The sequence below is a fragment of the Aliarcobacter skirrowii CCUG 10374 genome (assembly GCF_003544835.1).
Classification (GTDB): Bacteria; Campylobacterota; Campylobacteria; order Campylobacterales; family Arcobacteraceae; genus Aliarcobacter; species Aliarcobacter skirrowii.
The window spans coordinates 140,840-167,299 of the sequence record NZ_CP032099.1; the positions used below are offsets into that span (position 1 = coordinate 140,840).

Annotated in this window: 32 protein-coding genes and 5 tRNA genes; 24 read left to right on the plus strand and 13 right to left on the minus strand. The window is 28.4% G+C overall.

The genetic code is table 11. The features are described from left to right. Nucleotides 1-13 precede the first annotated feature (13 nt). From ASKIR_RS00745 to moaC, 5 genes are all read right to left on the minus strand, one after another. Nucleotides 14-1,426 (minus strand): phytoene desaturase family protein, encoded by a 1,413-nt coding sequence (locus ASKIR_RS00745; protein WP_066351910.1) that lies wholly within the window; start codon nt 1,424-1,426, stop codon nt 14-16. Beyond that, nucleotides 1,419-2,765, minus strand: coding sequence for a cryptochrome/photolyase family protein (locus ASKIR_RS00750; protein WP_115588029.1), 1,347 nt, complete (start codon nt 2,763-2,765; stop codon nt 1,419-1,421). The genes ASKIR_RS00745 and ASKIR_RS00750 overlap by 8 nt, the downstream gene beginning before the upstream one ends. Then, the gene (locus tag ASKIR_RS00755) at nt 2,762-3,715 is read right to left on the minus strand and encodes a YbgA family protein (protein WP_066351906.1); all 954 of its coding nucleotides are present in this window, start codon (nt 3,713-3,715) and stop codon (nt 2,762-2,764) included. The genes ASKIR_RS00750 and ASKIR_RS00755 overlap by 4 nt, the downstream gene beginning before the upstream one ends. A gap of 76 nt (nt 3,716-3,791) precedes the next feature. Further along, nucleotides 3,792-4,055, minus strand: a complete 264-nt coding sequence (locus ASKIR_RS00760; protein ID WP_066159351.1) for an HP0495 family protein — start codon at nt 4,053-4,055, stop codon at nt 3,792-3,794. Continuing rightward, nucleotides 4,052-4,522, minus strand: a complete 471-nt coding sequence (gene moaC, locus ASKIR_RS00765; RefSeq protein ID WP_066159347.1) for a cyclic pyranopterin monophosphate synthase MoaC — start codon at nt 4,520-4,522, stop codon at nt 4,052-4,054. The genes ASKIR_RS00760 and moaC overlap by 4 nt, the downstream gene beginning before the upstream one ends. A 114-nt stretch (nt 4,523-4,636) precedes the next feature. On the opposite strand from moaC, the gene rpsU reads away from it, so the two are divergent. After that, on the plus strand, nt 4,637-4,849 hold the full coding sequence (rpsU, locus tag ASKIR_RS00770; protein WP_004511155.1) for a 30S ribosomal protein S21: 213 nt from the start codon (nt 4,637-4,639) through the stop codon (nt 4,847-4,849). A 107-nt stretch (nt 4,850-4,956) separates the two neighbouring features. Here the strand turns inward: rpsU and prfA are convergent, their stop codons facing one another. Together prfA and rpsT are read right to left on the minus strand one after the other, a co-directional pair. After that, entirely contained in the window at nt 4,957-6,024 is a 1,068-nt protein-coding gene (gene prfA, locus ASKIR_RS00775) for a peptide chain release factor 1 (protein ID WP_066351903.1), read from the minus strand. 3 nt (nt 6,025-6,027) lie between these two features. Further along, a complete protein-coding gene (gene rpsT, locus ASKIR_RS00780) occupies nt 6,028-6,288 on the minus strand; it encodes a 30S ribosomal protein S20 (protein WP_066159343.1) in 261 nt (86 codons plus the stop codon). An 82-nt stretch (nt 6,289-6,370) separates the two neighbouring features. Here rpsT and glmM point away from each other — a divergent pair, with 82 nt between their 5' ends. The 6 genes from glmM to ASKIR_RS00810 all read left to right on the plus strand — a co-directional run bounded on the left by glmM (nt 6,371) and on the right by ASKIR_RS00810 (nt 12,877). Then, nucleotides 6,371-7,705 carry a phosphoglucosamine mutase gene (glmM, locus tag ASKIR_RS00785; protein ID WP_066351902.1) on the plus strand — a complete coding sequence of 445 codons (1,335 nt, stop codon included), beginning with the start codon at nt 6,371-6,373 and terminating at the stop codon, nt 7,703-7,705. Nucleotide 7,706: 1 nt separating this feature from the next. Then, a complete protein-coding gene (gene lspA, locus ASKIR_RS00790; protein WP_066351900.1) occupies nt 7,707-8,177 on the plus strand; it encodes a signal peptidase II in 471 nt (156 codons plus the stop codon). A gap of 62 nt (nt 8,178-8,239) precedes the next feature. After that, the gene (gene leuC, locus ASKIR_RS00795) at nt 8,240-9,520 is read left to right on the plus strand and encodes a 3-isopropylmalate dehydratase large subunit (protein WP_066351898.1); all 1,281 of its coding nucleotides are present in this window, start codon (nt 8,240-8,242) and stop codon (nt 9,518-9,520) included. Between the two features lie 2 nt (nt 9,521-9,522). Further along, nucleotides 9,523-10,110 (plus strand): molybdenum cofactor guanylyltransferase MobA, encoded by a 588-nt coding sequence (mobA, locus tag ASKIR_RS00800; RefSeq protein WP_066351896.1) that lies wholly within the window; start codon nt 9,523-9,525, stop codon nt 10,108-10,110. Between the two features lie 85 nt (nt 10,111-10,195). Further along, entirely contained in the window at nt 10,196-11,665 is a 1,470-nt protein-coding gene (locus tag ASKIR_RS00805; protein ID WP_066351893.1) for an NAD(P)/FAD-dependent oxidoreductase, read from the plus strand. A 27-nt stretch (nt 11,666-11,692) separates the two neighbouring features. After that, on the plus strand, nt 11,693-12,877 hold the full coding sequence (locus ASKIR_RS00810) for a rhodanese-like domain-containing protein (protein ID WP_066351891.1): 1,185 nt from the start codon (nt 11,693-11,695) through the stop codon (nt 12,875-12,877). A 77-nt stretch (nt 12,878-12,954) separates the two neighbouring features. Here ASKIR_RS00810 and rplT read toward each other — a convergent pair whose 3' ends face one another. The 4 genes from rplT to thrS all read right to left on the minus strand — a co-directional run bounded on the left by rplT (nt 12,955) and on the right by thrS (nt 16,073). Beyond that, nucleotides 12,955-13,311, minus strand: a complete 357-nt coding sequence (rplT, locus tag ASKIR_RS00815) for a 50S ribosomal protein L20 (protein WP_066159323.1) — start codon at nt 13,309-13,311, stop codon at nt 12,955-12,957. A gap of 98 nt (nt 13,312-13,409) precedes the next feature. Next, entirely contained in the window at nt 13,410-13,607 is a 198-nt protein-coding gene (rpmI, locus tag ASKIR_RS00820) for a 50S ribosomal protein L35 (RefSeq protein ID WP_066157004.1), read from the minus strand. Between the two features lie 133 nt (nt 13,608-13,740). Next, nucleotides 13,741-14,235 carry a translation initiation factor IF-3 gene (infC, locus tag ASKIR_RS00825; protein WP_371317584.1) on the minus strand — a complete coding sequence of 165 codons (495 nt, stop codon included), beginning with the start codon at nt 14,233-14,235 and terminating at the stop codon, nt 13,741-13,743. Between the two features lie 29 nt (nt 14,236-14,264). Then, entirely contained in the window at nt 14,265-16,073 is a 1,809-nt protein-coding gene (gene thrS / locus ASKIR_RS00830) for a threonine--tRNA ligase (protein ID WP_066159316.1), read from the minus strand. A 105-nt stretch (nt 16,074-16,178) separates the two neighbouring features. Between thrS and ASKIR_RS00835 the strand changes: the two genes are divergently transcribed. Next, nucleotides 16,179-16,685 (plus strand): hypothetical protein, encoded by a 507-nt coding sequence (locus ASKIR_RS00835; RefSeq protein WP_066351886.1) that lies wholly within the window; start codon nt 16,179-16,181, stop codon nt 16,683-16,685. A gap of 30 nt (nt 16,686-16,715) precedes the next feature. On the opposite strand, the gene ASKIR_RS00840 is transcribed toward ASKIR_RS00835, so the two are convergent. Next, on the minus strand, nt 16,716-17,036 hold the full coding sequence (locus tag ASKIR_RS00840) for a cytochrome C (protein ID WP_115588028.1): 321 nt from the start codon (nt 17,034-17,036) through the stop codon (nt 16,716-16,718). Nucleotides 17,037-17,129: 93 nt separating this feature from the next. On the opposite strand from ASKIR_RS00840, the gene ASKIR_RS00845 reads away from it, so the two are divergent. The 14 genes from ASKIR_RS00845 (at nt 17,130) to ASKIR_RS00910 (ending at nt 24,811) form a co-directional block, all read left to right on the plus strand. Then, nucleotides 17,130-18,458, plus strand: coding sequence for an NFACT RNA binding domain-containing protein (locus ASKIR_RS00845; RefSeq protein WP_066159307.1), 1,329 nt, complete (start codon nt 17,130-17,132; stop codon nt 18,456-18,458). Nucleotides 18,459-18,521: 63 nt separating this feature from the next. Beyond that, nucleotides 18,522-19,280 carry a phosphatidate cytidylyltransferase gene (locus ASKIR_RS00850; protein ID WP_115588027.1) on the plus strand — a complete coding sequence of 253 codons (759 nt, stop codon included), beginning with the start codon at nt 18,522-18,524 and terminating at the stop codon, nt 19,278-19,280. Beyond that, nucleotides 19,277-20,344, plus strand: coding sequence for a 1-deoxy-D-xylulose-5-phosphate reductoisomerase (dxr, locus tag ASKIR_RS00855; RefSeq protein WP_115588026.1), 1,068 nt, complete (start codon nt 19,277-19,279; stop codon nt 20,342-20,344). The genes ASKIR_RS00850 and dxr overlap by 4 nt, the downstream gene beginning before the upstream one ends. Beyond that, nucleotides 20,334-20,627: a hypothetical protein gene (locus tag ASKIR_RS00860; RefSeq protein WP_115588025.1), complete on the plus strand. Its 294-nt coding sequence runs from the start codon at nt 20,334-20,336 to the stop codon at nt 20,625-20,627. Before dxr ends, ASKIR_RS00860 begins: the two co-directional genes overlap by 11 nt. Next, nucleotides 20,620-21,171, plus strand: a complete 552-nt coding sequence (locus tag ASKIR_RS00865) for an RBBP9/YdeN family alpha/beta hydrolase (protein ID WP_115588024.1) — start codon at nt 20,620-20,622, stop codon at nt 21,169-21,171. The genes ASKIR_RS00860 and ASKIR_RS00865 overlap by 8 nt, the downstream gene beginning before the upstream one ends. Further along, entirely contained in the window at nt 21,168-22,163 is a 996-nt protein-coding gene (gene tsaD / locus ASKIR_RS00870) for a tRNA (adenosine(37)-N6)-threonylcarbamoyltransferase complex transferase subunit TsaD (protein WP_115588023.1), read from the plus strand. Before ASKIR_RS00865 ends, tsaD begins: the two co-directional genes overlap by 4 nt. A 1-nt stretch (nt 22,164) precedes the next feature. Further along, nucleotides 22,165-22,512 carry a translation initiation factor gene (locus ASKIR_RS00875; RefSeq protein ID WP_066159290.1) on the plus strand — a complete coding sequence of 116 codons (348 nt, stop codon included), beginning with the start codon at nt 22,165-22,167 and terminating at the stop codon, nt 22,510-22,512. A 9-nt stretch (nt 22,513-22,521) separates the two neighbouring features. Further along, nucleotides 22,522-23,907 (plus strand): NAD(P)H-hydrate dehydratase, encoded by a 1,386-nt coding sequence (locus tag ASKIR_RS00880; protein ID WP_115588022.1) that lies wholly within the window; start codon nt 22,522-22,524, stop codon nt 23,905-23,907. After that, nucleotides 23,904-24,215: a divalent-cation tolerance protein CutA gene (gene cutA, locus ASKIR_RS00885; protein ID WP_066159284.1), complete on the plus strand. Its 312-nt coding sequence runs from the start codon at nt 23,904-23,906 to the stop codon at nt 24,213-24,215. Before ASKIR_RS00880 ends, cutA begins: the two co-directional genes overlap by 4 nt. A 90-nt stretch (nt 24,216-24,305) precedes the next feature. After that, nucleotides 24,306-24,383: transfer RNA gene (locus ASKIR_RS00890), tRNA-Pro, on the plus strand. A gap of 19 nt (nt 24,384-24,402) precedes the next feature. Further along, nucleotides 24,403-24,479, plus strand: a tRNA-His gene (locus ASKIR_RS00895). 20 nt (nt 24,480-24,499) lie between these two features. After that, nucleotides 24,500-24,576 (plus strand) — tRNA-Arg (locus ASKIR_RS00900). A 41-nt stretch (nt 24,577-24,617) separates the two neighbouring features. Beyond that, nucleotides 24,618-24,702, plus strand: a tRNA-Leu gene (locus ASKIR_RS00905). Between the two features lie 32 nt (nt 24,703-24,734). After that, a tRNA-Gly gene (locus ASKIR_RS00910) sits at nt 24,735-24,811 on the plus strand. A gap of 12 nt (nt 24,812-24,823) precedes the next feature. On the opposite strand, the gene ASKIR_RS00915 is transcribed toward ASKIR_RS00910, so the two are convergent. Continuing rightward, entirely contained in the window at nt 24,824-25,693 is an 870-nt protein-coding gene (locus ASKIR_RS00915) for an AraC family transcriptional regulator (protein WP_066349842.1), read from the minus strand. Nucleotides 25,694-25,817: 124 nt separating this feature from the next. Here ASKIR_RS00915 and ASKIR_RS00920 point away from each other — a divergent pair, with 124 nt between their 5' ends. Next, nucleotides 25,818-26,054 (plus strand): OadG family protein, encoded by a 237-nt coding sequence (locus tag ASKIR_RS00920; RefSeq protein ID WP_167540780.1) that lies wholly within the window; start codon nt 25,818-25,820, stop codon nt 26,052-26,054. 18 nt (nt 26,055-26,072) lie between these two features. Further along, nucleotides 26,073-26,453: a biotin/lipoyl-containing protein gene (locus tag ASKIR_RS00925; RefSeq protein WP_115588021.1), complete on the plus strand. Its 381-nt coding sequence runs from the start codon at nt 26,073-26,075 to the stop codon at nt 26,451-26,453. Nucleotides 26,454-26,460 lie beyond the last annotated feature (7 nt).

The window sequence follows — 26,460 nt, forward strand, 5'->3', positions numbered from 1 at the left end:
TAAGCTATTTTATCTAAATTAAGTTTTGGCTTAAAACTTTAACCCCTAAAGCAACTCCAGGCCATCCTTGTCCAGCAAAAACAGAATCTCCTATATTGTAAAGATTTTTAAATGGAGTTGTAGAGCTTGGAATTTTAAAAATATTTTTAAGATTCAAAGGGGTTGCTCCGCAATTAAATCTATTTATATATCTTTTAAATGTCTTACTTGTAGCACAAAACTCTATTTTAATATCCTCTTTTTTAATATCAGAAATATTTTTTAATAGCTCATCTATTATAAATTTTTTTGTAAACTCTTTTTGTTTTTCATAATCTTCTTTTGAAAGATTACTCCAAAATAGAGCCTTTGTATGACATGAAATTGTAACAGAGTAGCCATTTTTTGATAGCTTTTCATCATCTTTGTGGCTAAAAGATACAAAAAAACTTTTTGATACACTATTTGGAATAGTATCTTTTAATATAATTTGATAGTGATTTAAAAACTCTTTTTTTGACTCTATCTTTAAATAAATTACAAAAGCACTTTGATCATAAAACTCAAATTTTTTATAGTAATTTTTAATATCTTCATCTAAAAAAATTTCACTACACTCAAAAACAGGAACATTTAAAACAACTTTTGAAGCTAAATATTCATCTTTTGATGATATTAGCCTATAAAAATCTTGTTCTTTTTTTATATATTTGATCTCTTCACTTTTTCTTACATCTATATCTTTTAGCATATCATCAAAAAGTTTTCCCATTCCACCATTTGCATAAAAAATCTTATGAAAAGGGTAAGATAAAGCAATTGCAAAAGATAAGAGTGGAATATCTTTTGAACTTGATTGAAGTGTAATTTGAAGTTGAGCATCTATAAAATCTTCATACTCTTTTGAAATATCACCTAAAACCTCTTTTATAAAACTTTTGGCACTTTTAAACATTAAAAATTTATACTCTTTAAAAAGTATCTCAACTGTTTTTAGGGTTTTTAAATATGAATTTAAACTATATTTTGCAAAATATATATCTTTTAATCTCCAAAATCTCTCATCAATATCTTTTAAAGTTTGCCAAAAATATCTATTATTTTTATGATAAAAAACACTATTTAAACTCTCTAAAAACTCTTCAAAGTCTCTTTTTCTATCAATAATTTTTCCATCTATAATAGTTCTATATGCATAAGAACTCTCTATTAAATCAGGGGTAAAATTTGCAATATCAAATATATCTTTTAAAATGTGATTATCTTCATAACCAACAAAAGTTGTAGCCCCACTATTAAAATAGTTTCCAAATCTTTTAAATGTAGATGCAGTTCCACCAAGGTTTTTATCTTTTTCAAATAGAACTAAATTTTTATCTTTATTTAAAATTGAGATTAAACTTCCACCAATTCCACTTCCAATTACAGCTAAATCAATTTTATTCACTATTTGCCCTTTTAAACTCCATTATTGCTCTGTTCCTTGAGTAATCAATTGTTACAATTTGTTTGGGATAATTTAAAAAAATATCTTCTTGAAGAGCATTCTCTGTGTGTATTTTTTTTGGCTCTACATCTTTTAACTCTTTTAAAACGCTTTTTATAAATAAGGCTTCACTATCAAATTTTTTTGATTGCAAATAGGGGTTGAAAACTCTAAAATATGGAACAGCATCAACTCCAGTACTAGCTGCCCATTGCCATGAACCTATATTTGAACTTGCTTCATAATCAAGAAGTTTTAGTGCAAAATACTCTTCACCTTTTCTCCAATCTATTAAAAGGTTTTTTGTAAGATATGAAGAGGTAACCATTCTTAAACGATTATGCATAAGACCTGTTTGATTTAAATATCTCATGCTAGCATCAATTATTGCAACTCCTGTGTTTCCTTCGCACCACTTTTTAAAATCCTCTTCATTTTCATTCCAATTTACATTTATGCCATTTAGATTTTCAAATTGCGATTTTGGAAAATGGTATAAAATATAGTTGTAAAACTCTCTCCAAATAAGCTCTCTTATAAAAAAATCAATCTCTTTTTTTGAAGCTTTTAGCTCTTTTACTCTATTAAAAACCATTTTAGCAGATACAAGTCCAAATCTTAAAAAAACACTTAAATTTGAACTTGCATCTAAATAAAAATAGTCTCTATTTTTTTGATAATTCTCTATTTTTTTTGAAAAAATATCTATTAATTCATCTGCACTTTTATATAAGAAATTTGGTAAATTCTGTTTTTTAAATCCCAATTCATCTAAGCTAGGAATAAAACTATAATCAAAATCTAGTTTTTTTATCTCTTTTGAAACTTCAAACTCTTTTATATGATTTGATTGATGAAGTGGTGATATGTAGTTATAAAAAGGGGTAAAGACTTTATATGGAGTTTTATCACTTTTTAAAATATCTTTTGGATTAATTAAATATGAGTCCAAAAATCTTCTAAGAGGAATTATTTTTTCAATCTCTTCATCTCTTTTTTTTGCATAAAAATCAAAATCAACAGATGCTAAAATCTCATCAAACTTATACTCTTTTAATTTTGTAAAGACATTTTTTGGGGTATCAAAAAATATTGCTAAATCAAGACCAATTTTTTTTAAACTCTCTTTTAAATCAATTACACTTTTATATATAAATGTAACTCTTTTATCATCTTTTGGAAGATTTTCTAAAATATTTTTATCAAAAATAAATATTGGTAAGACTTCACCTTTTGCATTTGCTAAAATCTCACTATCAACTACTCTTAAATCTCTTCGAAACCACAAAACTTGTCTCATCTATAAGCCTTTAAATCACTTCTAAGTGCAAGTTTTGGTGGATATGGATTTAAAAATTTTTGATTTTTCAAATAAACTATATCAAATCTGTTTATATAGATATTAAAAATCTTAATAACACTAATTAAAGGAATTACTCTATTTTTAAAATCGTACATACTCTCTAAAATATCAACTTTTTCCTCTTTTGTTATATGTTTTTTGAAATATCCAAAAATATGAAGTAGAATATTGTAAGTTTTATTTAATGTTGACTTTGTAGCTATTGCTTTTAAAAATTCATTTTCATAATCTTTATAAAGCTCTCCAATATCTTTTTTTTCGCTATTTGCAACAATTTTGCCCAAGAGCTTATAAGAGTTTTGTGATTTTGAGTATATTAAATATTTATATGATGTGTGAAACTCAACTAAATTTGAAATTTTTTTCTCTTTTTTTAGGAAATTTTTTAAATCACTATATGCGTAAACTTGCATTAAGAAGTTCTCTCTAAGCCAAGTATCATTTAATCTCCCCTCTTCTTCTATTGGAAGATTTGGTAATTTTTCTTTTAACTTTTTTGCAAAAATACCAACTCCATTTTTAATTGAAGGAGCATTTAAAGGTTGATAAACTTTAACTCTCTCCATTCCACAAGATGGAGATGCTGATTTTAAAACAAATCCGCACAAATCATCATTACAAACTTTTAAAGCCATCTTTTCACAAGCTTCTTCTAAAATAGTCGTTACATCTATTGGATTTTTAGTTGAGGTAAATATTTTAACTTCACCATCAATTGAAACTTGTCTAATAGCATCTCTTGGAGCACTCCAAATAGAGTTCTCAGGGCAATATGGCAAAATATTAAAATACTCTTTTAAACTATTAAATACAAAATCATCCTTTGCACCATGACCATCATATCTGCACATATTTCCTAATAAGCAAGAAGAAACTCCCAAATTCATAATAAAGCCTTTTTTTCTTATATTTTATAATATAAAAAGGCTTTTTTGTAGAGTTATTTTATCAATTGGTATATTTTTATAAAACCATTTTTATATCACTATGCTCACCAAGAAGTCTAAAAAGTTCAACTCTATCATCCTCATTGTGAACAATAAGCTCTAAGTTGTAGCTTTTAAATTTACCTTTTGCACTAGTTTTTGATGTTTTAATAGTGTGTTCTCTTTCTAAAACTATCTCTTTTACACATTTTTTAATATTGCAACTCTCTAAAACAACAAGTTTATACTCCCAAGAGCATGGATAATTTAGTTCTAATTTTTTATTGCTTAAATCTATCATCTTACAAAATCTCCACTTTTACCACCGCTTTTACTCTCAAGCTGAATATCTGAAATTATCATTGATTTATCAATAGCTTTTACCATATCATAAATTGTTAAAAGCCCAACACTAACACCTGTTAATGCTTCCATTTCAACTCCTGTTTGACCATTTAGTTTTGCAGTTACAAATAGTTTGAAGCTATGCTCACTTTCAAACTCTTCGATGTCGCAATTTATTCCTGTTAATAAAAGAGGGTGACACATAGGTATTAATTCACTTGTTTTTTTTGTTGCCATAATAGCAGCAACAACTGCTGTTTGAAGAACTGGACCTTTTTTTACAATATTATTTTTAATTGCATCAAATGCCTCTTTGCTCATAGTTATCTTTCCACTTGCAACTGCAACTCTTTTTGTATCATTTTTATTGGAAACATCTACCATTTTTGGTCTATTATTCTCATCAATATGTGTTAAATTCAAAATATATTCCTTTTATTTAAAAGAATTATTTTATATTAAGATAGGTTAAATAGATATTAAGATTTTTTTAAATATAATCAAAGCTCAAATTTAAAAAGAAAGAGGGTGATTTTAGTGCCAGGCATTAAAGTTAAAGATAACGAATCGTTTGACGAAGCGTATAGAAGATTTAAAAAGCAATGCGACAGAAACCTAATCGTAACTGAAACTAGAGCAAGAAGATATTTCGAGCCTATGACAGAGATTAGAAAGAAACAAAAAATTTCTGCTAGAAAGAAAATGCTTAAAAAATTATATATGCTAAGAAGATACGAATCAAGATTGTAAGATTTGTTATTTCCAATAAAAAAGCCCAGCTCCTAGGAGTTGGGCTTTTTTTATGCTTAAAAAACAAAAACTATCTATACTCTAAAATAGAGTAAAATAGCCTTTATTTATAAACCGTTTGCTTCAATTAGTCTTGATTGATGATCAGCAATAAGAGGATCAATCACTTCATCAAACAAACCATCTTGCAATATGTAATCAAGTCTGTAAAGAGTTAAGTTGATTCTATGATCAGTTAATCTATTTTGTGGAAAATTATATGTTCTAATTCTTCCACTTCTATCACCAGTTCCAACTTGCTCTTTTCGGTTTGCACCCTCAACTTCCATCTTTTTTTGCATCTCAATTTCAAAAAGCTTTGCTTTAAGAACCTTCATAGCTCTCTCTTTATTTTTGTGTTGAGATTTTTGGTCTTGGTTTGTTACAACAATACCAGAAGGAATATGAGTAATTCTCACAGCAGAATCTGTAGTATTTACAGATTGACCACCGTTTCCACTAGCTCTCATTACATCGATTTTTAAATCACTCTCATTTATCTCAACTTCAACATCATCAACTTCTGGCATAACAGCAACTGTTATAGCAGATGTGTGAACTCTTCCTTGAGACTCTGTTGCTGGAACTCTTTGAACTCTGTGAGTTCCACCTTCAAATTTTAGTTTTGAGTAAACATGATCACCTTTTACTAAGATTACAATCTCTTTGTAACCACCAGCTTCACTATCGCTTGAGCTCATAATTTCAACTTTCCAATTGTTGTTTTCAGCATATCTTAAATAGCCTCTAAACAAATCAGCAACAAAAAGTGCAGCTTCATCTCCACCTGTTCCAGCTCTTAACTCCAAATAGATATTTCTATCATCATTTGGATCTTTTGGAATCATTAAAACTTTTATCTCTTCTTCTAAAACTGGTTTTTTTAGCTCAAGCTCTTTTAACTCTTCTTTTGCCAAATCTCCAAGTTCACTATCATCAAGCATCAATCTGTTCTCTTCAATATCTTCAAGAACCTTTATGTACTCTTTTGCTTTTTCTACAATTGGTTCAATACTTGATTGCTCTTTTGATAAAGATGTCATTCTTTTAATATCGCTAGTTATATCAGGACTCATTAAAGATTGAGTTATCTCATCAAATCTAGCAATAAATGGTTGGAGTTTGTCTTTTAGCATAAATTATATAGCGTTTACTTTTAATTGAAGTCTACTTACTTTTCTAGCTGCTGTACCTTTTGCTAAAATACCTTTAGAAACGCAGTGGTGAATATATTTGTTTGCAGTTTTCATAGCTTCAACAGCTTTCTCTTTATCTGCACTCTCTACTGCACTTAAAACATCTTTAGTGATATTTTTAATTCTTGTTTTGTAAAATCTGTTTCTTTCAGTCTTTACTAATGTTTGTCTAGCTCTCTTCTCAGAAGATTTATGATTTGCCATTTTTTTAACCTCTTTGTAAATTTTTAAAGGATAGAATACTACCTAAAATAACTTAAATTGAGTTTAATTTTAGGAAGATTTAATGAAACTATTTGGAACAGACGGAGTTAGAGGAAAAGCTGGAGAGTTTTTAGATGTAATTACTGTTATAAAACTTGCACAAGCTGCTGGAATTCATTTTAGAAAGCACTCAACTACAAATAAGATACTTGTAGGAAAAGATACTAGAAGAAGTGGTTATATGATTGAAAATGCACTTGTAAGTGGTCTTACATCGGTTGGATATGATGTTATTCAAATTGGACCTATGCCAACTCCTGCAATTGCTTATTTAACAGAGAGCATGAGATGTGATGCTGGTATCATGATAAGTGCTTCACATAATCCATTTGAAGACAATGGAATTAAATTTTTTGATAATCATGGAGATAAACTAAGTGTTGAAGCAGAAAAATCTATTGAAGAGATTTTTAATAAGTGTGAACAATTACAATCAAATCAAGCAACAGGAAAAAATATTGGTTCTTCAAAGAGAATAGATGATGTTATTGGAAGATACATTGTTTCAATTAAGAGCTCTTTTCCTAAAGATTTAACACTAAAAGGTCTTAGAATTGTTCTTGATTGTGCAAATGGTGCTGCATATAAAGTTGCACCTACAATTTTAGAAGAGCTTGGTGCTGATGTAATTACAATTAATAATAAACCAAATGGATTTAATATAAATGATAATTGTGGAGCTATGCATCCTGAAAATGTTGCAAAGCAAGTTCAAGAGTATAGAGCTGATATTGGACTTGCACTTGATGGGGATGCTGATAGATTAGTTGTTGTTGATGAAAATGGAGATATTGTTGATGGTGATAAATTAATAGGTGCATTAAGTGTATATTTAAAAAATGAGAAACTTCTAAAAGGTGATGCTTGTGTTGCAACTGTTATGTCAAATAAAGCTTTAGAGGATTATTTAAATCAAAACCAAATTAAACTTTTAAGAAGCGATGTTGGAGATAAATATGTACTTGAATTGATGAAAGAGAATAGTTTAAATTTTGGTGGAGAACAAAGTGGACATATAATCTTTTCAGATGCAGCAAAAACAGGAGATGGATTAGCCTCTGCACTTCAAGTTTTAGCTTTGATTATTAAATCTAAGAAAAAAGCTAGTGAAGTTTTAAATCCATTTTCTCTATATCCTCAGATTTTAGTAAATTTAAAAGTAAATGAGAAAATTCCACTTAAAGATATTAAAGGTTTAGAAGAGATTTTAAAACCAATAAGAGAAAAAGGGATAAGAGATCTTATTAGATACTCTGGAACAGAGAACAAAATTAGACTTTTACTTGAAGGTAAAAATAAAAAAGATGTTGAGAGCTCAATGAATCTTTTAGTTGAGTTTTTTAAAAAAGAGTTATAAAATGAGAAAAGAGATAAAAGTAGCTCTTACTATTTTCATAACAGTTTTTATAATTGATCAAATTGTTAAATTTGGTTTTGCAAATTTTGGATGGGATGCAAATGGAAGTGTGATGAGTCTAAAGTTAGCATATAACTATGGAGTTGCATTCTCTATGTTCTCTTTTTTAGATACATATTTAAAATATATTCAACTTTTTATAGTTTTGATTGGAGTTATATATTTATTAAAAAATAGAGATATTTTTTATAAATATTACATATCAATTGCACTATTAGCAGCTGGTGGATTATCAAATATTTTGGATAGATTTACTTATGGTGCTGTTGTTGACTATTTTTACTGGCACTATGGTTTTGAATTTGCAATTTTTAATTTTGCTGATGTAATGATTAATTTATCTGTTGCAATTATAATTTATATGCAAATTATGGAAAGCATAAAAGAGAAGAAGCTAAAAGAAAAAGCTTAAATAAATTTAGTTATAATCGATGCTAAATTTTCAAAAAAATAAAAAATAATTAGGATAAAAAAATGGGTCAAACAATAACAGAGAAGATATTTAGTGAGCATGTAGGAAAAAAAGTTTTTGCTGGAGAGATTGTAAGAAGCAAAATTGATATGGTAATTGGAAATGATATTACAACTCCAATTTCAATAAAAGCTTTCGAAGATGGTGGCTTTGAAAAACTTGCAAATCCAGATGGTTTTGCAATAGTTTTAGACCACTTTATTCCAGCAAAAGATATTGCAAGTGCAAACCAAGCAAAAATTTCAAGAGATTTTGCTTATAAACACAATCTTAAAAACTTTTTTGATGAAAAAGATATGGGAATTGAGCATGCACTTTTACCTGAAAAAGGTTTAGTAATACCTGGTGATGTTATTATTGGAGCTGATTCTCATACATGTACTCATGGTGCTTTAGGAGCATTTTCTACAGGTATGGGAAGTACAGATATCTCTTTTGGAATGATTACAGGTGGAAACTGGTTTAAAGTTCCTGAATCAATCAAAGTTGTATTCAAAGGAAAACCATCACAATATGTAACTGGAAAAGATTTAATACTTGAAATTATTAGGATTTTAGGTGTTGATGGAGCATTATATAAAGCTTTAGAGTTTACAGGCGATACAATTAAATATTTAAGCATGGATGACAGATTCTCTTTATGTAATATGGCTATTGAAGCAGGTGCAAAGAATGGAATTGTTGCATATGATGAGATTACAAAAGAGTTTTTAGATACAGTTGCTAAAAATAACAATGGCTTAAGAGCAGAGCCAAAAATTCACTATAGTGATGAAGATGCAAACTATTGTCAAGTAATAGAGATAGATGTTGAAAAACTTGAACCTGTAATTGCATATCCATTTTTACCATCAAATGGTCACTCAGTTTCTCAAGCAGTTAGTGATAATATAAGAGTTGATCAAGTATTTATTGGAAGCTGTACAAATGGAAGATTGAGTGATTTTAAAGTTGCTGCTGAGATTTTAAAAGGTAAAAAAGTTGCACGACATGTAAGACTTATTTTAACTCCTGGTACTCAAAAAATTCTAAGAGATGCTACAAAACTTGGATATATTGATACTTTAGTTGATGCAGGAGCAGTTGTTTCAAATCCAACTTGTGGTGCATGTTTAGGTGGATATATGGGAATTTTAGGAGATGGTGAAGTTTGTATCTCTACAACAAATAGAAATTTTGTTGGAAGAATGGGAAGTAGAAGTTCTAAAATATATTTAGCAAATAGTGCTGTTGCAGCTGCAAGTGCAATTTCTGGATATATTACAGACCCAAGAAGTTTATAATTATGAATATAAATCCATTTGAAATACCTTGTGTTATTTTAAGTGGAGGGAAAAGCTCTCGTATGGGGGAAGATAAATCTCTTCTTCCATTTTCTTCTTCAAACTCTTTAATAGAGTTTCAATTTAATAGATTAAAACCATATTTTAAAGATATCTATATCTCTTCAAAAAATGATAAATTTGATTTTTTAAAAGATAAATCAAAACTAATTTTAGATAAAAATCAAGATATCTACTCTCCAATTCTTGCACTCCAAACAATACTTGAAAAATTTGATAAAGTTTTTATAATAACAGTTGATACACCTTTAATTAAAATATCTTCAATAAAAAAACTTCTAAAAAATTCAAATAATTTTGATATTACAATTGCTCAAACATCTCAAAGAACTCACAATCTTTGTGGAGTATTTTCAAATAATTTAAATGAAATTATTGAAAAAATGATCAAAAACGATATTCACAAAATAAACTATTTAGTAAAAAATTCAAAATATCAAATTATAAATTTTGATGATGATAATGAGTTTATAAATATAAATAATAAAAATGAGTATGAAAAAGCTTGTAACTATAAGGTAATCAAATAAATAAGATTAAAAATAACTTATAATTAGTAAGTAATTTATTATAATTTATTGGATATCATCATTATATTTTTTAAGGGAGAATTAAATGAGAAATAAAGAGTTTGAAAAAGCATTTGAAGTAATTGACAGTGAACTAAAAAAAGCTGGAATTTCAAGAAGAGAGGCGTTTAAATTAGCAGGTCTTGGTGGAGCAGCATTTTTAGTTGGAGGAACACAAGCTAGTGCCGCAACTGTTGCAAGCGCTAGTGAAGCAAAAGGAAAAATTGTAATTGTTGGTGGAGGATTAGCTGGTGTTTCTACTGCTGCTAGATTAGCGAATAGTTTAACAGATCCTGATATTACAGTGATTGAACCAAATCCTAAATCTGTATCATATCAAGCTGGAACTACACTTTTGGCATCAGGAGTTTATGATTCACAAGATGATTTAATTTATGAAACTAAAGATTTTTTTCCAAAAGGTGTAAAACTTATTTCTGATATTGCTGTAGATTTTAATCCAGATTCAAATGAGCTTACTTTGTCTTCAGGTGAAGTTCTGAAATATGATTTTTTAGTTGTTGCTGCTGGAGTTAAACTTGATTTTGCTGCAATAAAAGGATTGGAAGATATTGGAGAAGCTTATACAAATGGTGATGCTTCAAAAATATTGAATGTTTTTAATAATAATTCAATAACTTCAGTTTACAATATTCAAACTGCTGAAAATATGTGGAAAGAGACACAAAAATTTATTCAAAGAGCAAAAAGTGGTGAGAATTTAAAAGCAGTTTATACAGCTCCAAATACAGCTGTAAAATGCGGTGGAGCACCAAAAAAAGTTATGTATCTTATGAATTCAAGACTAAATGAAGCAAAAGCAAGAGCAAATGTTTCATTAGATTATTATGATGATAGTGGAAGATTATTTGGTGTTAAAGAGTATGCTGATGCTATTGAAAAACAGTTTATAGCAAGAGATATGAATTGGCATTTAAATCATAATTTAGTTGAGGTAAATGTAGCAAATAAAATAGCAATTTTTAATAAACATTGGGAAGAAAAAGGTGCTTACGATCCTGATTTAGAAGAGCATGAAGTTATTAAAAAGAGTCAAAAGATTGAAGTTTCTTATGACTTTTTACATATAACACCACCACAAAAAGCACCTGATGAGATAGGAAAATCTGCAATTGGATCTGCTAGAGGTTGGGTTCCAGTAGATAAAGAGACTTTGCAACATGTTAAGTATAAAAATATATTCTCACTTGGTGATATTGCTGCTGTTCCTATGGGAAAAACAGGTGGAACTGTAAGAAAACAGTATAAAGTTTTAGTGGATAACTTAATATCTGCAATGGAAGGAAAAGAGTTAAGCTCTAAATTTGATGGCTATACAGTTTGTCCATTGATTACGGATATTGGAAAAGTTATGCTTGCTGAGTTTAATTGGAGTGCAAAACCAGCACCATCGTTTCCATTAGATCCAACTCAAGAGAGATGGATATGGTGGCTACTAAAAGTGTATATGTTAAAACCAATGACACAATATGGTATGTTAAGCGGTAGAGCTTAAAAATAGAATTAAAAAAAAGGATTTAAAATGAGAAAATTATTGAGTGCACTATTGTTTTTAAGTATGTTTGTATTTTTAAATGCAAATGAAGTTGGTGCTTTAAAAGAGCCTACAAGTGAAGTAAAAGAGTTAATACAAAAGTATAAACTCAAAGAAGTTGATTTTACTTATGTAAAAAAAGCTATTGGAGTTGGGAATAGAGGTTCTGTTGATGCAGTTTTAATTGATGCAAGACCAACTGCAAAATATGAAAGAGGAACAATTCCATCAAGTTTAAATATTCAAGATAGTAATTTTGAAGAGGATTATAAACAGATATCAACTTTAGATAAAAACAAAGAGCTAATTGTTTTTTGTGGAGGTTATAACTGTACAAAAAGTCCAATAGTAGCAAACTTATTAAAAAATAAGGGGCATAAAAATGTTAAAGTTTATAGTGCTGGTGAACCTGAGTGGTCTAAAAAAAGTTATTTAGAAGTTGGAACTATTGTTGCAAAAACATATTATGAAAATAATAGCGCTCTTTTAGTAGATGCAAGACCATACACAATGTTTTTAAAAGAGACAATTCCTGGAAGTATCTCAATTCCTGACACATCTTTTGATAAGTTAGTTGGAAGATTTCCTATAAATAAGAGTGAAAAAATATTAGTATTTTGCTCAGGATTTGTTTGTGAAAAATCTCATATTGTCGCATCAAAGCTTTATGATTTGGATTATAAAAATGTAGTTGTTTATGCAGGTGGAGTTCCTCAATGGAAAAAAGAGTCTCTTCCAACAACAGCAAGTGCTTCTAAAAATATTGATAATAAACCTAAAAAAGAGAAAAAAGAGTTTAGTAAAAATGGAGCAAAACTTGGAAGTGATGAGGGTACTATTGATGGTGAGTGGTTAAAAGCACTTATTTTAGAAAATAAAGTTCCAAAAAATATTCAAATAGTAAATGTTTTACCAGCTAAAGATTTCAAAAAGGGAAATATTAAAGGTTCAATAAATATTGAAGCTGAAAAATTGAGTGCAAAAGAGCTTTTAGCAAAATTACCAAAGGGTAAAACTGTTGTATTTCATTGTACTGCAGGATCAAGATCTTTGGAGGCTTGGATGAAATTACAAAAAGCAGGTATTGATATGAGTGAAATCTTATATTTTGATGCAAATGTTATGTGTAGTGGAAATAGTTGTAAAATTGATGTAAATGAGCCTTTAGAGTAAGGGCTTATTTATAAAATAGATATAAAAAAAGGGAGGATTTTAAAACCCTCCCTTTTTTATTATTTATTGCAAATTTATTATTTAAGAGCTGCTTTAGCTTGAGAAACTAAAGTTGCAAATGCAGCAGAATCATTCATAGCAAAGTTTGCTAAAATTTTTCTATCTAGTTCAATTCCAGCTAATCTAAGACCATTTATAAATCTTGAGTAGCTAATATCATTTAATCTACAAGCTGCATTGATTCTTATAATCCAAAGCTTTCTAATATCTCTTTTTTTCTGTCTTCTATCTCTATAAGCATAAACAAGGCTTCTTTCTAATTGCTCTTTAGCTTTTCTAAAGTGTTTTCTTCTAGCACTATAAAAACCTCTTGCTAATTTTAATACTTTTTTGTGTCTTCTTCTTCTTACAACACCAGTTTTTACTCTTGGCATATTTTTCCTTTCTTTACCGTTATTTTTAATAAGGTGTCAGCATTTGCTGAACTTGTCCAATAAATTGGAGGGACAAAATTACTAAATAATTTTAGTAATTACGCTAAACATAAAGTTGAAAGAACACCATTTAAGTTTGTACTATGTACAGTTTGTGGTCCTCTCAAATTTCTTTTTCTTTTTTGAGTTTTTTTAGTTAAAATGTGGCTTCTAAAAGCAGAACCTCTTTTGATAGTTCCATTTTTCTTTACTTTGAATCTTTTAACAGCACCTTTAACACTTTTCATCTTTGGCATAAAGAAATCCTTTCATATAAATTTGCATTTTCATAATGAAAAAGTTTTGCATTATACTTAAAAATATATTAATAAAAGTTTAAAAATAGAATAATATAAAAGAGAGGAAATCTCTTTTATATTTAGAAATAGTTTAGTCTTTTTTAGGAGTTACTAGAAGATTTACGTATCTTCCTTCTAGTTTTGGTTCTTTATCCATAACTGCAATATCTTCAACCATTGTCCAAATTTTATTTAAAACTTCAACTCCAGCATCAGGATTTGACATCTCTCTACCTTTTAGAAAAACTCTAAATTTAACATGATTTCCTTCTTCTAAAAACTCTCTAGCATGTTTTACTTTATAGCTAATATCATTTTCAGCAATTTTAACAGATAGTTTTATCTCTTTAACAACAATAACTTTCTGATTTTTTTTAGCCTCTTTTTTCTTTTTCTCTTGTTGATATTTAAATTTGCTATAGTCCATGATTTTTGCAACAGGAGGAGTTGCATCTGGAGCTATTAAAACTAAATCTAGTCCAAGTTCATCTGCAAGCGAAAGAGCTTGTGAAGTTGGAATAATTCCATAGTTTTCACCACTATCACTTGTACATCTAAGCTCTTTTGCTGTGATGTCCTCATTCATAATTACATCGTCTTTTCTTCTATCTTTACTCAAATTTTACTTCCTTTTAGTATTTTATTTAGATTACTTATAAACTCATCTTTGCTTATATTTGATTGCTCTCTTTTTCTTCTATCTCTTAAAGCTATCATATTGTTTGCAACTTCTTCATCTCCAATTACAACAATCATAGGAACTCTTTGCTTTTCAGCCATTCTAATTCTTTTGTTTAGACTCTCATTCATATCATAAATGCTTGAATCAATACTATTTTCTAAAAGCTCTTTTTTTAACTCTTTTGCATAAGCAACATGAGGCTCTGCAATTGGTACAAATATAACTTGAGTTGGAGCAATTGCAAATGGAAACTCTCCAGCACAGTGTTCAGTTAAAATTCCAATAAACCTTTCAAAAGAACCTAAAATTGCTCTATGAATCATTACAGGCTGCTCTTTTTCACCTTTATCATTTATAAATTCAGTTTTAAATCTTGATGGTAGGTTCATATCAATTTGAACAGTTCCACATTGCCATTTTCTTCCAATAGCATCTAGAATTTTTATATCTATTTTTGGACCATAAAATGCTCCTCCACCTTCATCAATTCCATAAGATATACTTTTTTCATCAAGTGCATCCATAATTGCTTTTGTTGTTTTTTCCCAGAAAATATCATCACCAATTGCTTTTTCTGGTTTTGTAGAGACTTCAATCTCATATTTAAAGTCAAACAGTTTTAAAAGAGAATCAACAAACTCTAAAACTTCAAATATTACATCTTTAACTTGAGTTTGTGTACAGAAAATATGTGCATCATCTTGAGTAAACTCTCTTACTCTAAAAAGTCCATGCATAGCTCCACTCATCTCATGTCTATGAACAACACCATATTCAAAAAATTTAAGTGGTAAATCTTTATACGAAACTAAATCATTTTTAAAAATCTGAATATGACCAACACAGTTCATAGGTTTTATTCCATACTCTTGCTCATCAATAGTTGTAAAATACATATTCTCTTTATAGTTTGCGTAATGCCCTGAGATTTTCCACATTTCAGATTTTAATATCTCAGGACCTCGAACTGGTTCATAACCTCTTGTTCTATGAGCTTTATATAAAAGATGCTCTAATTTACTTCTAAGTCTTGCTCCATTTGGAAGCCACATAGGAAGACCAGCTCCAACATCATCATTAAAAGTAAACAATCCAAGCTCAGTTCCAAGTTTTCTATGATCTCTTTTTTTAGCTTCTTCAATCATAGTTACATAGTCATTTAGAGCTTTTTTATCAAAAAATGAGATACCATAAATTCTTGTAATCATCTCATTTTTCTCATCTCCACCAAGATAAGCACCTGCAACTCGTGTAAGTTTAAAACTTCTAATCATTCTTGTATTTGGTAAGTGAGGACCTCTACATAAATCTTCAAAATCACCTTGTTTATAAATAGTTAAGGTATTATCTTTGATATTTTTTAAAACAGCTTGTTTTAATTCATCATCTTTGAATTTTTCATAAAACTCCTCTTTTGTAGTCTCATGTCTTGTAATAGGAAGTTTTCTATCTGCAAGCTCTTTCATTTTCTTTTCGATTGCAGGTAAATCCTCATCTGAAATTTTACTATTAACTTTAAAATCATAGTAAAAACCTTCATTTACAACAGGACCAACAAAAAATTTAGCTTCTGGATATAACTCCTTAATAGCTTGAGCCATAAGGTGAGCAGTTGAGTGTCTTAAAATCTCTAATGACTCTTTTGAGTCATCTGCTTTAATAATATCACCAGTGATACTTAAAGCTTCAGCAGTCTGAAGGTCATATATTTGACCATCTTTTAATAAACCAATTTGTTCCAATGATTTCCTTCTTTCTGTTTTTATTAAAATGCAATTATTTTATCTTAAAAAAACTTAATCTTATAATATATATAGATATTTAATAAAAATAAGTTACAATTTCTTATGATTATAAACATTTCAAAGATAAAAACAGAAGCACTTTTACTATTTTGTAGAGACTTAATTGATTCATATAAAGATGTTAAATTTGATTTTGGTATTAATAAAGAGCTAGAAGAAGAGTTTTTAAATATAAATGAAAATATCTATAAAGAGTTAAATTCTGTTTTAAAGCCAAGTAGTTATTATATACAAAATCAGAGTAATTTTAGAATCAAAGCAATATTTAAAGCATATAATTATCTAAATAAACAAGTTTCAAATAGATTAAAAGCAAATGAGAAATTTAATCCTTCAATGCTCTATTTTTCATTTTTAGCTCTTTGGTTTAATGAGTTAAATAAAGAGAGTCGAAGTAAGGAGTATATATTTTTTATTCTCTATCCATATGCAAATATTTATGATAAGTTTTTAATAAATATTGATAATCTTGAGTATAGAAACATTAATATAAAGATGATTGATTTAGCTGAAGATACTATTTTAAAATTTGATAATTTTGTGGTATAAAGGAGTTAATCCTTTATACTTAATTGAAATTTAGCAAGAAGGAACATTTCCTGAATCACTTGCAAACTCTATAGAGAAATCCATAATACTATTTATAAGATTTGGTTTTACACTTCCCATCTCATAGTTTGGGCAAATTTTTTTAATCTCCTCTTCTGCTTTTCCATCAGCTTTTATCTGTTTCCACTCATCTTGAGTATGTTTTAATGCAAATTTTGCACCATCCATTCCACAAGGCTCTTTTAAAAACTTAATAAAAGCTTTTTGACCTCTTGCTGAATCTGCAAAAGATGCAGTTGCTGTTAAACTTAAAGCTAAAATTGAAGCCATAAATATATTTAATATTTTCATACTATTCTCCTAAATAAAATTTAGCTACAATTATATCTATTAGATATAAAAATCTTCTAAAATATAGATAAAATTGAAAATGAATGGATATAAATGAGATATTTTTTACTAAAACTTTTTGTAGAGTATTTAAGAGTAAATGCCCAAAATATAAAGAACATAAGAAGAGTTGAGAATAATACTATTATAATTGAATTTAATAATAAAAATATTATATATTTTGATTTATCAAAAAATAATAGCTTAATTTATAAGACAAAAGAGCTAATTTCATCAAAAAAAGATTTTAATGCCCCTTTTGATGTTGTTTTGCAAAAAAGATTTAATAACTCAAAAATTGAAAAAATTGAACTTTATAACGATGATAAAATTATAAATATAGCTGTAAATTCAAGCAGTTCATATAAAAAACAGATCTCTATATTGCAATTGGAATTTACTGGAAAATATACAAATATTATAATTTTAGATGAAAATAGAGTTGTTTTGGAAGCTTTAAGGCATATTGATGAAGAGTCATCTTTTAGAGTTGTAAAAGTTGGAGTGAAACTAGAAGAGATTCCAAAAAAAGATTTTGTAGCAAAAAGTGAAAATATAGATGATATTGAAGAGTATTTATATACTATTTATGAGCAAAAAGAGCAAAATAATCTACAAGTAGTAAAAAAACAGAAAATCGATTTAGTATTAAAAAATATAAAAAAATTACAAAATCTTCTAAAATCTCTACCAAAAAAAGAGGAGTTGGAGCTTGAATCAACAAATTTATATAATAAAGCGAACTTACTTTTAGCAAACCTTCACAATATTTCACCATATCAAAAAAGCGTTATTTTAAAAGATTTTGAAGAAAATAGTGTAGAAATAGATTTAAGTAGCATAAATAATCCTTCAAAATATACAAATGAGTTATTTAAAAAAGCAAAAAGATTAAAACAAAAAAGTCAAAATATTGTTATTGAAGAGCAAAATATAAAAGAGAAACTAGAGTTTTTAAAAAGATTGCATCAAAATTTGAATCTTGCAAAGAGTATTGATGAGTGTGAATTTTTATATCCAAAAAAAGAGAAAAATCAGACAAAAACTAAAAAAGAGAAAAATTATGAGAGTTTCTTTTTTGAAGGTTTTAAAATAATGCTTGGAAGTAATGAAAGAGAGAATATCTATCTTCTTGAAAACTCAAAAGCTAGTGATTTTTGGTTTCATCTAAAAGATAGACCATCTTGTCATGTGATTGTTCAAAATAGTAAAAAAGAGTTGCCACAAATTGTTATTGAAAAAGCGGCAACACTTTGTGCAAAATTTAGTTCAGATGGTGGTGGTGTTTTTGAAGTAGATTTTACTCAAAGAAGAAATGTAAAAATACAGTATGGTGCGAATGTACTTTATAATCCTTATAGTACAGTTGTTGTGAAAATTTGATTAAGAAGTTAAAGCTTATTTTTAGTATCATATTAGCATTTTAAAATATAAGGTTAGTCTGCTATGTTAGAAATTATTGGAAATTTATCAACTAGGGTTAAAACTGGAATAGTTTTAACAATTTTTGTACTATTTATAGGAATTATAGACTCATATTTTCTATTTTGGTTATTTTTTGGAACTTTACTAATGATTGCAGTAAGTGAGGCTAAAAACTTATATAAACTTGAAAATAAAAGTATCTATATTTATGTTTTACTTCTTTGGATAGCAATATATTTTTATCCATCACCAATTGATTTAATATTTATTGTTGCTATTGGATATGCCTCTCAAATTGCTTATAAAAGAAAGCTTGATAAAAAGATGATTCTACCACTTCTTTATCCAACAGCCTCTTTTGTATTTTTAATGACACTTTATAGCGAATTTGGTGTAATGGTTCTATTCTGGCTTTTAGTTATAGTTGCTGCAACTGATATTGGAGCATATTTTGTAGGAAAAACTTTTGGAAAAACTCCATTTTCTGAAACAAGTCCAAATAAGACTTTAGAGGGTGTTTTTGGTGGTATGGCTTTTGCAATTGTTTTAGGAACACTAACTTCTATAAGTGATATCTCATTTTTTGGAGCAGTTTTAGTTTCAGCTGTTGTATCTTTATCTTCAGTATTTGGAGATCTGTTTGAAAGTTATTTAAAAAGAGCTGCTGAGGTAAAAGATAGTGGAAATATTTTCCCAGGTCATGGTGGAGTTTTAGATAGAGTTGATGGATATCTGTTTGGATCGGTTGTAATGCTTGTTATGTTAAGGATAATTATTTGATTATTCTTGGAAGCACAGGATCCATAGGAGTAAATACATTAAAGGTTGCTAAAAGATTCAATTTAGATGTTGAGATTTTAGTTGCTGGAAAAAATATTGATTTACTAAATATTCAAATAAAAGAGTTTAATCCAAAAAGAGTAGTTATCTCTTCAAAAGATGATTTACATAGAGTAAATCATCATAATGTATATTTTGGAGAAGATGCAATTTTAGAAGCGATAGAAGAGAGTAGTTCAAATATTGTTGTAAATGCTTTGGTTGGATTTTTAGGATTAAAACCAAGTTTAAAAACAATAGAGTGTGGCAAAAAATTAGCTTTGGCAAATAAAGAGTCCTTGGTTGTTGCTGGAAAATTTATTGATCAAAAAAATTTAAGTGCAATTGATAGTGAGCATTTTGGGCTTTGGTATTTGCTTCAAGATAAAAAAATTGATTCAATGACTATAACTGCAAGTGGAGGTTCATTTAGAGATTATTCACTTGAAAAGTTAAAAAATGTAACAGTAAAAGAGGCACTTAACCATCCAAATTGGAATATGGGGAATAAAATAACTATAGATAGTGCAACTATGACAAATAAGATGTTTGAGCTAATAGAAGCTGCTTGGCTATTTAATACAAAAAAAATTGATGCTGTTATTGAGCCAAAATCTTTAGTTCATGCATTTATAAATTTCAAAGATGGAAGCACAACAGCACATCTTGCAAATGCTTCTATGCAACTACCAATTGCTTATGCAATTTTAGGAAAAATAGATAGTGAAATATTAGAACCTGTAAATCTTTTGGAGATATCTAATTTAGAGTTTAAAAAGATAGAAGAGAGTAGATACCCAATTTGGAAAATTAAAAATGATGTATTAAATAATCTTGATTTAGGAGTTATTTTAAATGCAGCAAATGAAGTTGCTGTATCAAAATTTTTAAGTAATAAAATTGGTTTTTTAGATATTTCTAAAATTAGTTTGGATGCAGTTAATAGATTTTCAAATTTAAAAGCTTCAAATATTGATGATGTTTTTTTAATTGATAAAGAGGTTAGAAGTTATTATGAGTCTTGATTTACTAATACCATTTGGATTTTTAATAGGTTTAACAATTTATTTAATCTATTCAAGAAATAGATTTGAAAAAAATATTATAACTATTTATGAAAATAAATTAGAAGAGTGGAAAAAACACTCTTCTAGTAATAAAGAAAAAGTAGAGAGTAGTAAAGAGTTTGTAGCTCTTGTTTTTAAAAAAGATTATAAATTTTCTATAGAGTATTTTGATAAGAGTATTGAAGATAGCTTAAAAAGAGCAAAATTTGAAATAAAAGAGTATGGAGCTAAAGATGAGTAAAAGAGTTTTAATATTACATGGACTTAGTGGAAGTGATTTTCCTCATTGGCAAGCACACTTAGCAAGTGATTTAATAAAAGAGAGATATATAGTATCTTTTCCAGAGTTACCAAATAAAAATAGCCCATCTTTAAATGAGTGGAAAAACTTTTTAAAAGAGGAGATTAAGCACTTCAAACCAAATATTGTAGTTTGTCACTCTTTGGCAAATATTTTATGGTTTCACACTTGCGATGAACTTGATATTAAGCTTGATAAGTTAATGTTAGTTGCTCCTGTTAGAAATAAACCTTTAGAAGAGGCAAAAAGTTTTTTTCCATATCCAATTGCTAAAGAATTAAAAGCAAAAGAGATTATAATAGCAGCATCTACAAATGATCCATATATGAGTTTAGAAGAGGCTATAGAGCTACAAAGTAAGTTAAATGTTGGTATGAAAATTATGGAAGATGCTGGACATATAAATTCAAGTTCTGGTTTTGGAAAGCTTGATTGTGCATTAGATTGGATAAAAAGAGTTGAGCAGTGTGAGGAAAATCTATGATTTTAGCTATTGAATCATCTTGTGATGACAGCTCAATTTCAATTACAAAAATTGATACGCTAGAGTTAGTTTTTCATAAAAAGATTTCTCAAGAGTTACAACATAGCATCTATGGAGGAGTTGTTCCAGAACTAGCAGCAAGACTTCATATCGAAGCCTTACCAAAAATACTTGAAGAGTGCAAAGAGTATTTTAAAGATTTAAAAGCAGTTGCAGTTACAAATGCACCAGGATTAAGTGTAACTTTAACAGAGGGTGTTGCTATGGCAAAAGCAATAAGTATTGCTTTAAATATACCAATTATTGCAGTTAATCATTTAAAAGGTCATATCTATTCACTTTTTATAGAAAAAGATGCTATTTTTCCAATAACTGTACTTTTAGTTTCAGGTGGGCATACTCAAATTGTTGAAGCACAAAGTTTGACACAAATGAGTCTGTTAGCAAGAACACTTGATGATAGTTTTGGAGAGAGTTTTGATAAGGTTTCAAAAATGCTAAATCTTGGTTATCCAGGAGGACCTATTGTTCAAGAGTACTCTTTAAAAGGAGATATGAATAGATTTGATTTTCCAATTCCACTTTCTCAAAGTCCTAAAATAGAGTTTAGTTACTCAGGACTTAAAAATGCAGTTAGATTACAAATAGAGAATCTTGAACGCACCACTTTAACACAGCAAGATAAATATGATATAAGTGCTAGTTTTCAAAAAACTGCAGTTGAACATATAATGCAGAAATTAAGAAAACTATTTAAGCAAAAGAGTATAAAAAATTTTGCTATTGTTGGTGGGGCTAGTGCAAATTTGTTTTTAAGAAGCGAAATAGAGAAGCTTTGTGAAAAATATAATACAAATTTATATTTAAGTCCTTTAAAATATTGCTCTGATAATGCAGCGATGATTGGAAGAGTTGCAGTTGAGCAATTTAAACAACAAGATTTTACAAAATTAGAGAATCTTGATGTTCAAACAAGAGTTAAGGAGTATTAAAATGGGTATTGTTGAAAAATTAACTTTTGGTTTAGGTGCAAAACTAGAGGGAAATGTTTTAGATACAAAAAAAGAGGATAAAAAAGTTTCAAAAAAGAGTTCAAAAACTATTTTACCAAAGGTACAACATCAATTAGTTTTTGGATTTGAGAAAAGAAATGGAAAACCTATAACAACTGTTGGAAAATTTCAAATTGAAGATGAGAGAATAAAAGAGATTTTAAAACTTTTAAAAACTAATCTTGCTTGTGGTGGTTCTATAAAAGGTGAAACTATTGAGATTCAAGGTGATTTAAAAGATAAAATAAGAGTAATTTTAGTTGATAATGGATGGAAATTTAAAAACTAAAGGTTAAATATGAAAAAAATATTTGATGAGGTTCAAAGTTTAGATAAAAGAGCTGTTGAAAAATATTTTCTAAGCGAAGATATTTTAATGGAGAATGCAGCCTTATCAATATTTAATTTTATTAAAAAAAATTTTAAAAAAGATAAATCTGTTTTAATTGTTTGTGGCGGCGGAAACAATGGAGCTGATGGCTTAGCATTAGCAAGATTACTACAAAATAGCTACAAAGTAAAAGTTTTACAATATATAAAAGCAAAATCACCTATGGCAAAAATTCAAGAAAAAAGAGCAAAAGCCATAGGTGTTGAATTTGTTACAAAATTAGAAAAGTGTGATATCTTAGTTGATGCAATTTTTGGAACAGGATTAAATAAAGATATATCTTTTGAGGCAAAAACTTTATTAAAAGAGATGAATAAATTAGATGCTTACAAAATAGCATGTGATATTCCAAGTGGAATTAATAAAGATGGTTTAATTAAAGAGATATGCTTTAAAGCTAATGTAACTATTACAATGGGTGCATATAAAACTTCACTATTTGGCGATTTAGTAAAAGATTTTGTTGGAAAAATAAAAGTTGCTAATTTAGGAATTCATAGTGATTTTTTTCAAACTTCTAGTAATAAATATCTTCTTTCAAAAAGTGATTTAAAACTTCCAAATAGAGAGTCTAAAAATTCAAATAAGGGTAGTTTTGGACATTTAAACATAATTTGTGGTGAAAAAGAGGGTGCTTCTATAATCTCTTCAGAGGCTGCTTTTGCTTTTGGAGTTGGTCTTGTAACTGTGATTAGAAAAAATAAAATTTTAACACCAAGTTTTTTAATGCAAAGCAAAGATTTTAGCAAAAATTGCACAGCAGTAGCATTTGGAATGGGTTTAGGTTTTATTGAAGATAGTTTATTAGATAAAATAGTTGCTTTAAAATTACCAAAACTTTTAGATGCAGATATTTTTTATAATAAAAAAGTGCTTCAATTTTTAGATCAAGATTGTGTTTTAACTCCACATCCAAAAGAGTTTATCTCTTTGTTAAAACTTACAAATTTAGCAGATATATCTATAGAAGAGCTTCAAAAAAGAAGATTTTTTTATGTTGAAAAATTTACTCAAAAATATCCAAAAGTTACAATTTTGTTAAAAGGTGCAAATGTTATTGTTGCAAAAAATAATAATATTTTTGTAAATATATTTGGGAGTTCAAAATTAAGTAAGGGTGGAAGTGGAGATGTTTTAAGTGGACTTATAGCTTCACTTTTAGCACAAGGTTATAGTAGTTTAGATGCAACAATTAGTGGAAGTTTAGCACATACACTATCAGCAAAGCGTTATAAAAAAAGAAGCTACTCTATGACTCCTAGAGATATAATAGAAGGAGTTAAGATATTATGAATATTACAATTGTTAAAACAACCTGTAAAGATAAAAAAGAGGCTGAAAATATATCAAAAAGTTTAATAAAAGATAAACTAGCTGCTTGTGTACAGATGCAAAAGATTAAATCAATCTATTTTTGGAATAATAAGCTTTGTGAAGATAAAGAGATTCTTCTAAGTATAAAAACAAAAAAAAGTTTATTTTCACAAGTAAAAGATAGAATCTTAGAACTACATAGTTATGAAGTCCCACAAATAATTGAGCTTGAAATAACAAACATTAGTGAAAATTACAAAAAATTTATAGAAAAAAACACATTTTAGGAAAAAAAACAAAAAATATTCAAAAAGTACTTGACAAAAAGTTTTTTATATAATATAATTCCGTCCACTTTTTGAATTAAATGTGTTTATCGGGGCGTAGCGCAGTCTGGTTAGCGCACCTGGTTTGGGACCAGGGGGCCGGAGGTTCGAATCCTCTCGCCCCGACCATTAGGACTTAAAATTTATGGTAGGTATAGCTCAGTTGGTTAGAGCATCGGGTTGTGGTTCCGAGGGTCGTGGGTTCGAGCCCCATTATCTACCCCATTTTTCAATTAGTATTAAATGCTTCCATAGCTCAGCTGGATAGAGCAACGCCCTTCTAAGGCGTAGGCCGTACGTTCGAATCGTACTGGGAGTACCATTTTGGTTTAGAATACCAACTAAATTTTAAATTTATTTTATGCGGATGTGGTGAAATTGGTATACACGCCAGACTTAGGATCTGGTGCCTCACGGTGTGAGAGTTCGAGTCTCTCCATCCGCACCATCTAAAATTATATTTTAGATTCTTTTATTGTTGCGGGAGTAGCTCAGTTGGCTAGAGCTTCTGCCTTCCAAGCAGACTGTCGCGAGTTCGAGTCTCGTCTCCCGCTCCACTTTTAAAATCACTAAAAATCAATTGAAACAAAAAAACTAAACTCCAAATTATCATTTACAAAATCAAGATTTTCATATATTGCATAAGATGGTTTTGTAGTAGTTTCATATTCACTTTTTGGTAACCATTCATGATAAACCCATTGAATAAAAGGTAATAAATCTTCATTTTTGCATTTTAAATCAAATCTTGCATAAACACCCTCTGCAATATTAAATTTTGGAATTCTGTCACTTTTAACATCACAATCATCTTCAACTATTATACAAGCAATATATTGGCACTCTTCAAGTGGAGTGATTGTAGGATTATCATGAAATAAGGATGCTTTTTTATACTGTTTTATATTGTTTGTTAAAAGCCAAGTCTCTAACTTTTGCCAAGTTAATTCAATATTCTTATCATAACCTCTATTTCTAATATAATAACTCTCAATAGCTGGATTTTTAACAATAGTTGGAACTATTGAGTCAAAGTTAGTTTTAGATTTTAATGAAAATTTTGATTGGTTGATAATATTATTTGAATACTCTTTATAACCACCATTTTTCCACTCTTTTGGACTCATTCCAAATCTCTCTTTAAATATTTTAATAAAAGATGATTGTGATGAATAACCACATGAGTTTACAATACTAGAAATTGTTGAGTATTTATTTGTTAATAGTAAATTTGAAGCTTTTTGAAGTCTAATTGATTTTATACTTTCATAAATATTTCTTCCAAAAATCTCTTTAAAAACTCTATGCATATGAAATTTACTAATTCCCAAATCAATACTTAACTCTTCAATATCAATATTTGTGTCTATATGTGTATAGATATAATACATAATATCGTTTGCAATATTTGTTCTTTTTTCTAAAGTCTCTTTTTTCATAATGATATGATAGCAAAATATATATAAATTTAGCACTATACAACAATTTATAAAGCACTTAAAAAGAAGAAGATTTTATTTATTTTTCATAGAATATCAAATCAAAAAAGGAAAAAGGAGAAATTTGCAAACTTTATTAGCAAACTTTTTTATAGTTATGGGAGTAGTATCTACTATTTTATTAATTGTTGGATTTTTACTAAAAGCAAGAGGTGTGACTTTTGTTGAGTTTTTTCCAAAAAATGAGCAGATTGTTCCTCAAAATATTGTTTATAACAATGTTATATCACAAAATGCTCAAATTGATTTAAAAAAAGTAGCGGCAATTATGGCAGCTATAAAACATCACACAAATAAATAGATAAATATAGGAGAAAAAATGGCAAATGGAAATTATACAGTAGTTGTAGATGGTCAAAGATTTAATGTATCGGTTTTTGAAGGAGATGTTCAAAATATTCAAGTAGCAGCTCCAGTTCAACAAGTTGTTCAAGCACCAATTAACCAAGCACCTGTTCAAACAACAGCATCAAAAGTAAATTACTCTGGAACTGAAGCAACAGCTCCTGTAAATGGTAATGTTTGGAAGATTCTTGTTAAAGAGGGTGATAGAGTTGAAAAAGATCAACAAATTATGATTCTTGAAGCTATGAAAATGGAAATTGATGTTGTTGCGCCTGTATCAGGAACAGTTTCAAAAATTTTAACAGAAACAAATAAGGCTGTAGAAGAGGGTGCAGTTTTAGCAATTATTTCATAAATTTTTG